The sequence below is a fragment of the Croceicoccus gelatinilyticus genome, from assembly GCF_018398395.1.
In the GTDB taxonomy this organism is placed as follows: Bacteria; Pseudomonadota; Alphaproteobacteria; order Sphingomonadales; family Sphingomonadaceae; genus Croceicoccus; species Croceicoccus gelatinilyticus.
On sequence record NZ_JAHCBF010000016.1, the window covers coordinates 18,499 to 28,294 of the forward strand.

General features: G+C 59.4%; 10 protein-coding genes and 2 pseudogenes. 9 read left to right on the forward strand and 3 right to left on the reverse strand.

All coding sequences use genetic code 11. From position 1 onward, the window contains the following. Positions 1-159: 159 nt before the first annotated feature. Positions 160-1,239: a PhnD/SsuA/transferrin family substrate-binding protein gene (locus KIH45_RS18115; protein WP_225900032.1), complete on the reverse strand. Its 1,080-nt coding sequence runs from the start codon at positions 1,237-1,239 to the stop codon at positions 160-162. Next, complete coding sequence (locus KIH45_RS18120) at positions 1,155-2,342, reverse strand: Gfo/Idh/MocA family protein (protein WP_017184794.1); 1,188 nt, start codon at positions 2,340-2,342, stop codon at positions 1,155-1,157. Before KIH45_RS18120 ends, KIH45_RS18115 begins: the two co-directional genes overlap by 85 nt. Before the next feature lie 183 nt (positions 2,343-2,525). Here KIH45_RS18120 and KIH45_RS18125 point away from each other — a divergent pair, with 183 nt between their 5' ends. From KIH45_RS18125 to KIH45_RS18155, 7 genes are all read left to right on the forward strand, one after another. Then, positions 2,526-3,809 (forward strand): Rieske 2Fe-2S domain-containing protein, encoded by a 1,284-nt coding sequence (locus KIH45_RS18125; protein ID WP_225900033.1) that lies wholly within the window; start codon positions 2,526-2,528, stop codon positions 3,807-3,809. After that, positions 3,809-4,672 (forward strand): carboxylating nicotinate-nucleotide diphosphorylase, encoded by an 864-nt coding sequence (gene nadC, locus KIH45_RS18130; protein WP_017184792.1) that lies wholly within the window; start codon positions 3,809-3,811, stop codon positions 4,670-4,672. Before KIH45_RS18125 ends, nadC begins: the two co-directional genes overlap by 1 nt. Before the next feature lie 80 nt (positions 4,673-4,752). Beyond that, a complete protein-coding gene (locus KIH45_RS18135) occupies positions 4,753-5,067 on the forward strand; it encodes a 2Fe-2S iron-sulfur cluster-binding protein (RefSeq protein WP_037478039.1) in 315 nt (104 codons plus the stop codon). 106 nt (positions 5,068-5,173) lie between these two features. Further along, positions 5,174-6,406: an NAD(P)/FAD-dependent oxidoreductase gene (locus tag KIH45_RS18140; RefSeq protein ID WP_017184790.1), complete on the forward strand. Its 1,233-nt coding sequence runs from the start codon at positions 5,174-5,176 to the stop codon at positions 6,404-6,406. A gap of 223 nt (positions 6,407-6,629) precedes the next feature. Further along, entirely contained in the window at positions 6,630-6,926 is a 297-nt protein-coding gene (locus KIH45_RS18145) for a hypothetical protein (protein WP_017184789.1), read from the forward strand. A gap of 10 nt (positions 6,927-6,936) precedes the next feature. Beyond that, positions 6,937-7,335 carry an SGNH/GDSL hydrolase family protein gene (locus tag KIH45_RS18150; protein ID WP_225900034.1) on the forward strand — a complete coding sequence of 133 codons (399 nt, stop codon included), beginning with the start codon at positions 6,937-6,939 and terminating at the stop codon, positions 7,333-7,335. Positions 7,336-7,474: 139 nt separating this feature from the next. Continuing rightward, a complete protein-coding gene (locus tag KIH45_RS18155) occupies positions 7,475-7,744 on the forward strand; it encodes a hypothetical protein (RefSeq protein WP_017184787.1) in 270 nt (89 codons plus the stop codon). Here KIH45_RS18155 and KIH45_RS19230 read toward each other — a convergent pair. Next, positions 7,741-8,013 (reverse strand): annotated as a pseudogene (locus tag KIH45_RS19230) (hypothetical protein); the annotation flags it as partial. The gene KIH45_RS18155 and the pseudogene KIH45_RS19230 overlap by 4 nt on opposite strands. A 105-nt stretch (positions 8,014-8,118) precedes the next feature. On the opposite strand from KIH45_RS19230, the gene istA reads away from it, so the two are divergent. Both istA and KIH45_RS18165 read left to right on the forward strand, forming a co-directional pair. Then, on the forward strand, positions 8,119-9,633 hold the full coding sequence (gene istA, locus KIH45_RS18160; RefSeq protein ID WP_041378971.1) for an IS21 family transposase: 1,515 nt from the start codon (positions 8,119-8,121) through the stop codon (positions 9,631-9,633). Then, positions 9,620-9,718, forward strand: a pseudogene (locus KIH45_RS18165) (ATPase); the annotation flags it as partial. The gene istA and the pseudogene KIH45_RS18165, both read left to right, overlap by 14 nt. Positions 9,719-9,796 lie beyond the last annotated feature (78 nt).

The window sequence follows — 9,796 nt, forward strand, 5'->3', positions numbered from 1 at the left end:
GGTTCAACCGATCCTCCACTCGCACAGACGCCGCACGAACGCATCGCAAAACCGTACCCGGCACCCGAAACCCATATTCCTATGATGGTCCTCGGGATATTAAACGTGTCCCGAGGACCATCATGTGAGCAGTAGACTGGCCTCGTGCAGGATGGTTTCTTAGATGCGGAACTCGGCGAAAGTCTCGGGCGCGAACATCTCTTCTATGGTGAGCTGGCGGGGCGACAGGCCCTGCTCGTGATGGTAACGCGTGAATGTCTCGATGACGTGGCGGTTCTTTTCGATGCCATAGGGCCACCATTCCCTGCCCATCGTAGCAATAGTGTCCTCCACTGCGGCGATCTGCCATGGCAACATCGTTTTCAGCGATGCCGACACCAACAATTGTTCATAGCTCAACCGCTGGGCTTCTACGAATGCCTTGTAAAGCGCCTGAGCAATCCATCGATTCTTCTCATACACGTCTCGCCGGATGGCCACGACATGCATGATCGGGAAGATTCCTGTCTTCGCGAAATAGGCTTTTTCAACGTCCACAAAATTGGGGAAGAGGCGCCGAACCTTGCCCGGCTCCGAATAGAAGGTCGACGGCGCCCGCGCAGTATGCAGCGCATCGATCTCTCCATCCGCCAGCATGCGCTTCAAGGTCTGGGTGGGTCCGATCGGCTCGACCTTGAACTTGTCGGGTAGATTGAGCTTCAGCTTCTCCTCGCGCCCCGGCTCCTCTTCACCACCCGTGACGTAGGTGACCGACGCAGGATCAATGCCATACTCGTCCTGCAGGATGCCGCGGATCCAGACCGGAGCCGTCATCTGATATTCAGGCACGCCGATCCGCTTGCCGACGAGATCCTCGGGCTTTTCGATGCCGCTTTTGGCGGAGACGAAAATGCAGGAGTGGCGGAAGAAGCGCGAAGGAAAGACGGGAATGGCGATGAAGCCAGGATTCTCGCGGCCCAGGGTCACGCAATAGGACGACATCGACAGTTCAGCGACATCGAATTCTCGATTGCGCAGCATGCGGAAGAAGGTTTCCTCGACATCCAGAACCTGAAAGTTGAGGTCGATGCCGTCGGGCCGGACCGCGCCCGTCTGGAGGGCTTCGGTGCGGTCATAGCCCCAACAGGCGAGGGAAAGGCTCAGTCTGGTCATTGTCACGGTTTCTCCGATAGAGTGTCGAGAAGTTGGTTGGGCGCTACGTCCGTATTGCGTCGGCTCGATTCGAGGAGCGCGACGCAACAGGCCATGGTATCAAGTCCCCAGCGCCCGTCATGGATCGGGCGGCGAATGCCTAGGCAACCGCCGACAAACTCGTCGATGACTTCCTTGCGCGGCAGGGCAGGGGGCTCGATCGGCTGGAAATCGCGTTCGGTGTCCCCATAAATTGAGAGCCCCTTGGGCGACAGTTTCAGGTCCGCGCGGTCGCAGCTGACGATGATGAAACCGAAATGCTCATGATGCGGCGCTGGCGTGTCGGCAGCGACAGCCGGGACGCCGTATGTGCGCTTCAGTTTGGCTTCGATTTCATCCTGCGATGATAGCGTCGCAAGCCTCTTACGCGCCTCGCCGTAGCGATCCGGGTCCTTGTCATAGCCAAGCTCCGCTATCCACCCCACCAGTTCGTCGCTGTCATAATGCGCATATCCGCTATAGGTCAGCGACGCTGCAGCACCGGCTTCAAATGTCACCAGCGCCGTATAGGCGCCTTCGCTCGGGCGGCTGCTATCCCAGTTGGCGGCGACGGCGCGAACAGATGAAACGGGCTGCCCGACAAGGCGGCGCACGACATCGATCTGGTGCGCCGCTTGGCTGTAGACGACGCCGCCGCCACGGGCGCTATCCAGTTCTTCCGGACGCCTGGGCCGGAACATGAAATCGGTGAAGTTGAGCGCCGTGACCATCCGCACGGCACCGAACCTGCCTGAGGCAACCAATTGCGCGGCAGCCTGTACGGGTGCATCGAAGCCGTGGCTGGGTCCGACCACGAGCACCTTGCCGGCATCGGCGGCGGCGCGCTCTATACGCGCGCAATCTGCAAGCGTTGTCGCCATCGGCTTTTCGACCAGCACATGCTTTCCAGCCCGCAGAGCGGCGATGGCCTGCTCGGCATGCAACTCATGCGGGGTGGCTATATAAACCGCATCGATAACCGGCGAATACAAGAGCGCGTCGAGCGTATCGAACGCCGGCGCGCCGAATTCGTCCGCGAAGCGTTCCCGAGCTTCGCGGCGCAGGTCGAAAGCCCCGGCAAGCGCTACGCGAGAATCGGCCTTCAGCGCAGGCAGAGTGAGCATGAAACCCCGGCCGAGCCCAATGATTCCTAGTCGCAACGCATTTGCCATTCTTTGCCTGCCGCTCCCTTCAACCCGAAAATCAGGCTTGAAAAAGCCATTACTACGATATAGAAGTAATTTCAAGGGCGCATCCTGAGGGTGATTCGTCTTCGTGCCAAGCCAAAATGAGGAGGGTAGCTAATGACTCCGGAACAAAATGATCTGCTTTGCCGTGTGGAGGGCGAGGCCCCAATGGGGAAGCTGATGCGGCAGCACTGGTTGCCCGCCTGCATGATCGAGGACGTCGCCGAGCCAGACGGCACGCCGTTGCGTGTTCGCTTGCTGGGTGAGAACATGGTCGTGTTCCGCAATACGGAGGGGCGCATCGGTGCGCTCGACGAGCTGTGCCCGCACCGGCGCGCTTCCCTTGCCTTCGGTCGCAACGAGGAATGCGGCCTGCGTTGCCTTTATCATGGCTGGAAATTCGATGTGGACGGCAATGCCGTCGACATGTCTTCCGAGCCGGTCGATGCAAAGCTACGCGGCACGATGAAGACCAAGGCATATCCGGTGGTAGAATCTGCTGGTTTCGTCTGGGTGTGGATGGGTGACCCGGAAAATGTCATCCCTTTCAGCCCGCCGAACTGGTCGGCCGCGCCGGCTGAGAAGATCAGCATCGTGAAAATGCATGGCGGCTGCAACTGGGCGCAGGTTCTCGAAGGGTCGATCGATTCGGCGCACAGTTCGAGCCTGCATTCATCGAACATGCCGACGGCCACCGAAGTAAGCGGCTCGACGGCTACGGACACCGCGTGGCTTCGCCCGTCGGCCGACAAGGCGCCCAAGATTGAAGTGCAGAAAACGCCGTTCGGCTTTCGTTATGCTGCTATCCGCAAGCCGATCATCGATGCGGACAAGCAGGACTATGTACGCATGACTCTGTTCCAGGCTCCGTTCACGGTGCACATCCCGTCCAACGACCAATATCATCTGTCACAGATGCTGGTTCCGATCGACGATGTGAACACCATGTTCTATTGGATCGCCTGGCATCCGACGAAGGGCATCAGTCAGGATGCCTGGCGCAAGTTCTGCGGGGCGGAGATTGGCAAGGACGTCGAGCCCGTTACCTTCAAAAAGCGGCGCAACGCCGAAAACAACTATCTGCAGGACCGGGCCCTGATGAAAGCCGGCGACTTTACCGGCATCTACGGCATTCCCTGTCAGGACATGGCGATGTGGGAATCGATGGGGCCGATCGCCGACCGCAGCGAGGATCTGCTCGGCTCGAGCGACAAGGCGATCTTCACCTTCCGCACCCAGATGTATCGCGCCGCCCAGGCTGTTCAGAAAGGCGAGCCGGCACTGGGTGCTGTAGAACCGCGCGTGCCACTGGCGAAGCTCATGTCGTTCGAGGGCATGGTCCCCAAGGGCGATGACTGGCGGCTGATCAACGTCTCCGAGGAGGAGAGGCGCTTGACCGGCGTCTTCGCCGACAAGGAAGAAGTTGAAGATCTGGCGGACGCGGTTTCCTGATGCGTGAGTCGGATTTGATCGCGGGCCTGGATCAGCAACAACTCGACAACTTCGTCGATTATGTTCTGAGTGAGGATCTGGGGAGCGGAGACGTCACGAGCCGTGTGTCAGTCCCCGCCAGCGCGCGCTTTTCCGCCGTTCTGGCTGCCCGGCAACCGATAGTGGTTGCCGGGCTCCAGCTGGCAGCCGCGTTTTTCGGTAAGCTCGACCCCGAGGTCGCTATCGAATTCCTGGTGCAGGATGGGGACAATGTTGCCGCTGGGCAGCCCCTCATGCGAATTGCGGGAAGCGCGCAGCTCATGCTCGCGGCCGAGAGGTCCGCTCTCAATACGCTCCAGCACCTGACCGGCATCGCGACGGTGACGCGATCTTATGCCGAAGCGATCGCCGGTACGGATTGCGTCCTTCTCGATACGCGCAAGACAATTCCCGGTCTTCGGGCGATCGAGAAATATGCCGCCAAGGTGGGCGGGGCGCGGAATCATCGCATGCGTCTGGATGACGGTATCCTGATCAAGGACAACCACATCGCCGCCGCTGGCAGCATTGTCGAAGCGGTCAAGGCTGCGAAAGCCGCCAATACCGGGCTGGAAGTCCAGGTCGAGGTTGACGGGATCGAACAAATCGAGCCTGCGCTGATGGCGGGGGCGGATCGTCTGCTTTGCGACAACATGTCTCCTGCCAAGCTCAAAGAGGCCGTCGCCCTTGTCGGCGGCCGCGTCCCCATCGAAGCGTCAGGCGGCGTGCGGCTCGATACGATTAGGGAAATCGCGTCGACTGGCGTCGATTTTGTATCAGTCGGGCGCATCACCCAAAGTGCTCCCGCGGCCGATATCGGATTGGACTACGCGCTTTCCCCATGAGCCTTGCGCGCCAAGGCGGCGTGGAGGTTTTTCAGTCGATAGCAGACTGCCAAAAAGCATATTTGGAAATTAGAGGACTAATGGAGATTACCGTTACAACGCGCACTGGCGAGCGCGTGACCGTCACACCGAATGGCGCAACCACGTTACTGGAAGCGATCCGCGACGCAGGCATCGACGAGTTGCTTGCATTGTGCGGAGGGTGTTGCTCCTGCGCAACCTGCCATATCCAGGTCGATGAAGCGTTTCTCGATCGCTTGCCACCCATGAGTACGGATGAGGACGATCTTCTGGACTCGTCCGAGCACCGTTGCTCAAGATCTCGGTTATCCTGTCAGTTGACTATCTCTGATGCTCTGGACGGACTTTGCATCACGATTGCGCCGGAAGATTGAGGGCACTTGAGTTCGCAAAGAGAGCTCAATCAGGCTCTTGCCGTTAACCGACGGCGTGACAAGCAAAGCACGGCTTATGTAATCCTGTAAGGAAGCTATCTATCCCATGAGCGAGCGGTACGATGTTCTTATTGTTGGGGCCGGGCATGGGGGAGCTCAAGCCGCGCTCGCGCTGCGCCAGCATAAATATGCGGGAAGTGTGGCACTGCTGGGAGATGAGCCAGATCCGCCATATGAACGCCCGCCGCTCTCCAAGGAATATTTCTCAGGCGAAAAGAGCTTCGAAAGAATTCTCATTCGACCTCAGGCAATCTGGGCCGAGCGCGATATCGAGTTGCAGCTCCTGCGACGGGTTGTGGCCGTCGATCCGGCGGAGCAAAATGTTGTGCTCTCCGACGGAAGCCGCATTGGCTATGGCAAGCTGATCTGGGCAACTGGCGGTGCGCCTCGTCGCTTGAGCTGTTCGGGAAGCGATCTCATGGGTGTCCACAACGTCCGCACTCGTGCTGACGCTGACCGCATGCTGGCCGAGACGCCGAAAGTGCAGAATGTCGTGGTGATCGGTGGCGGGTATATCGGCCTCGAGGCGGCTGCGGTACTCGCCAAGCTCGGCAAGCAAGTGACGGTGCTGGAAGCGATGGATCGTGTGCTGGCAAGGGTCGCTGGTGAACCGCTTTCTCGTTTTTATGAGGCTGAACATCGGGCGCATGGCGTTGAGATCCATTTGAACGCCAAAATGGATTGCCTGATTGGACATGATGGATGGGTAACGGGTGTCCGGATGTCTGACGGCTCGGTCTTACCCGCAGACATGGTTGTCGTCGGCATCGGGATCGTTCCGGCCGTAGAGCCATTGATCGCGGCGGGTGCGGCAAGCGGGAACGGGGTAGAAGTCGATGAATTCTGTCAGACTTCGTTGCCGAACATTTACGCGATCGGCGATTGCGCGATCCATGCCAACCCCTTTGCTGGCGGTCAGCGGATCCGGTTGGAGTCAGTTCAGAACGCCAATGACCAGGCCATAACGGCCGCCAGGCATATTGCTGGTGACGCCGCGCCGTACCACGCCGTTCCCTGGTTCTGGTCGAACCAATATGATCTCAAGCTCCAGACTATCGGGCTTAGCTTGGGATACGATGAAGTCGTCGTGCGGGGCCAGAGCGCAGCGCGCAGCTTCACGCTCGTATATCTTAGCAAGGGTAAGGTGCTGGCCCTTGACTGCGTCAACTCTGTGAAGGACTATGTTCAGGGTAAGGCACTCGTTATCACGCAGGCCACTCCTGATAAATCTGTACTTGCAAACCCTGAGATTCCTATCAAGTCACTTTTGGTGAGTTGATAGAACTGTTGTTATAATAACAATTCTGATAAATTTCTGAGTATATACAAAATTAACTGAAACTTTCTCTTTACACATGTGAAGGTTTTTCTTGTATTTTCTAGAATCAGTTTGGCAGTACATAGACATAGTTGATATGTATTTTTGATTTCGGGTGGCCGGAATTGCATGTTTTGCGACGAAAAGGCAGGTCGTGCCTGCCCGTACTGATTTGCCGCTTACGATGGATAGCATCATGCACGCCTCCGTCCTTATCATCCTGCATGAGGGTCATAAGATGCTCCAGGTCCACGCAAGCGAGGCGGCTTCCTGGAAGGCACTCCTGGGTTTTGTAGAGCAGCAATGGCAGGCCCGCTTCGGTTCGCTTTTGCCACCTCTGGACGAAACGAAGCGGATTGAGGCGTTTTTCAAGGATGAGGGGGATTACCTGATCGGCAAGGTGGACGTATCGGAAATCCGGCAACAAATCGAAGACCAAGACAGCAACGTTCCCGATGCCGGGGAGCAGGTCCGTATTTGAGTGCCTCATATTGGGCGACAGCATCGGGCTGGGGACCGCACGCGCCATCAACGCGAAATATGCCCCCCAGTGCGATGTGCTAGCGGCCGAGCGTGTGCATGCACATCAGATACTTGGATGGCGTTTCCCAACGAAGAAGTACGGCGCATGCGTCTTTTCGGTCGGATCCAACGACGATGCAAGGTCTGATCTCGCCGCCAGGCTGACGAGTATCCGTATCCGGACCATCTGCCATCGGGTCATTTGGCTTCTTCCTTACAGTCGTCAACATGCCTACATTGTGAACTCGGTCGCTGCGACCTATGCTGATGAGACGATCGATCTGCTGCGCTTTCCGACGCGGGATCGGATACACCCGACGCGCTACGACCTCGTAGCGCGGGTACTACTGCGGTCGGACCCGGACTGACGCGCACGCATCTTCTGCATCGCGTTGCAACGCCGACCTTTGGCATCTGTGCATCTCAGATGAGGCAAGTTCCAATTTTGCGGTACCTGATACTCCGATTAGCCTTTGTGCACGATTATCGGCTATACAGGTTGCTGAGATGCGATATCTGACGGCGATCGAACTGGCGAACTGGATGGCGCTTTATGTCGCTGCCGGTTCGTGCTGCGTGATCGCCATGGCGCTCTCCTGCGCGACGACAATGGTGGAAGTGGTTCGCGAGCGCGGCTGGTCCAGCGTCAATTCCCTTCGGTCCGCCATCCTGTTTGTCCCGAAAATATGGTGGCGCTGGCAAAAGCTGTACCTGACTTCCATGCCTGTGACGCTCGGCATCGTCATTCTCTTCGCCACATCGATGCGCTGGAGCTAGGCGCCCGCCGCGCGACGGACGATAGCGCCGATGCGGCCCGTTTCCACATCCGCCGGTGATACACACACGAGTGGACCAATTTGCGCCATGCGCGGATGAGTGACAGCTTTTGCGGCTAGATACGTCTCATCAGTTGATCCCATGGCTTCCACGATGATCGACCTGATCTCGCCGGTTTCGCGAGAGCGCAGTTCCAGGATGAAGTCAGGCCGGCAGGCGCCGATCGGCGTAAGTGTGTCGAAAACCGGTTTCTCAATGGTGATGTGGATCGGCGTGCAAAAAGGACCCCGTTAGCGGGGTGATCGGCGTCTAAAAGGGACCCCTCATTTCGATGGTTTAAGCAGCCGGCTGGATTTTCAGGCGGCGAGATCGGGATGTTGATTTTGGAGACAGTGGTTCGGATTCGGCGCGAGTATGCCGGCGGCAAGGCGATCAAGGCGATCGCGCGGGATTTGCATGTGTCGCGGAAGGTGATCCGCAAGGCGATCCGGGCGCCGGAAGGCGCATTCGACTATCAGCGCAAGGTTCAGCCACTGCCTAGGATCGGGCCGTTTCAGGATCGCCTGAACACACTGCTGGAAGAGAACGAGGTGCGCGGCAGGCGCGAGCGACTGCGGATGACGCGGATACATGATCTGCTGGAGCGCGAAGGTTTTGAGGGTTCCTACGATGCCGTTCGGCGCTACGCGGCGCGCTGGAAGGCCGACCGGCGCAAGGATGCCGGCGATGGTGTCACCGCCTTCATCCCGCTGATGTTCAAGCCGGGCGAGGCCTACCAGTTCGACTGGAGCCATGAGGATGTGGAGATCGCCGGCAAGCCGATGCGCGTGAAGGTTGCGCATATGCGGCTGTGTGCATCGCGGGCGGTCTATGTCCGGGCCTATCCGCGCGAGAGTCAGGAGATGCTGTTCGACGCGCATGCGCGCGGCTTTGCTTTCTTCGGCGGCGTGCCGGGCCGCGGCATCTACGATAATATGAAGACGGCGGTGACGAGCGTGTTCACGGGGAAGGAGCGGGTCTTCAACCGGCGGTTCCTGATCATGACCGACCATTATATGGTCGAGCCCACCGCCTGCTCGCCGGCGGCGGGATGGGAGAAGGGCCAGGTCGAGAACCAGGTGCAGACGATCCGGGGCCGCTTCTTCCAACCCCGGTTGCGGTTCGCCAGCCTCGACGAGCTCAATGGCTGGCTGGAGGCCGAGTGCCAGCGCTGGGCGGAACGACAGGCACACCCGGAACAGGGCGAGCTGACCGTGGCGCAGGCGCTGGAGATCGAGCGATCGGCACTGCAGCCGATGCTGGGACCGTTCGACGGCTTTAACGAGAGCGAGCATGCGGTGACGGGCACCTGCCTGATCAGCTTCGATCGCAACCGCTACTCGGTTCTCTCGACGGTGGCGCGGCGGACGGTGCAGGTCCGGGCCTATGCCGACCGCATTGTCGTGCGCTGCGGCGAGGAGGTTGTCGCCGAGCATCCCCGCTACTTCGGGCGCAACCGCACGATCTATGACCCCTGGCATTATCTGCCGGTACTGGCCCGCAAGCCCGGAGCGCTGCGGAACGGCGCGCCCTTCCAGGACTGGGATCTGCCGCCGGCGCTGGCGCGCCTGCGCCGCAAGCTTGGCAATGGCGACGATGCCGACCGCCGGTTCGTCCGTGTGCTGTCGGCCGTGCTGACCGATGGTCTGGAGCCGGTCGAAGCGGCCGTCCGCGAGGCATTGGCGACCGGCACGGCGAGCGACGACCTGATCCTCAACATCCTGGCGCGGCGCCGCGAACCGCCGCGACCGCTCACCATCATCACCTCCGAAGACAGCGCCTTGCGCCATCCGCCGATCGCCGACTGCGCCCGTTACGACCAGCTGAGGACCTTCGATGCAGCGGCATGACATGATCGAGGCGATGCGCGGGCTTGGGCTCAAGGGCATGGCGGGCGCGTTCGACGATGCGGTCACCACCGGCCTTCAGCGCCAGCTGTCGCGTTGCCCTTAAATCTGAGACACGACGCGTTCGGGGATATTTTTTGCCCTTAATTATGAGATTCCACTGCCA